A 271-nucleotide genomic window follows, 5' to 3' on the forward strand; every position below is an offset into this window, starting at 1 on the left:
GGACCGCGAACGCGTAGGAGTGCAGGGTACGGACGATCGGCTCCCGGGTGGCCCGCGGCGTCCGCGCCGGACCCGTGCCCGTCGAGAGCAACCGGGAGGTGATCTGCTCACGCAGTTCGGTGGCCGCCCGCCGGCTCGAGGCGAGAACGAGGATCGATTCGGGGTCGGTGTCCGGATCGGACAGTCGCGCCACCGCGATGTCGACGATCAGGGACGTCTTGCCGGTGCCCGGACCACCCTGAACCCGGTAGGGGCGGAACCGCCCGGTGGC

The 271-nt window shown here is 72.0% G+C and carries 1 protein-coding gene; it reads right to left on the bottom strand.

What is annotated here, in order from left to right; all coding sequences use genetic code 11:
• A partial coding sequence (locus SB717_RS36030) for a UvrD-helicase domain-containing protein (protein WP_410907786.1) occupies positions 1-271 on the bottom strand: 271 nt, incomplete at both ends.

Source organism: Priestia sp. SIMBA_032, from assembly GCF_046535215.1.
Classification (GTDB): domain Bacteria; phylum Bacillota; class Bacilli; order Bacillales; family Bacillaceae_H; genus Priestia; species Priestia aryabhattai.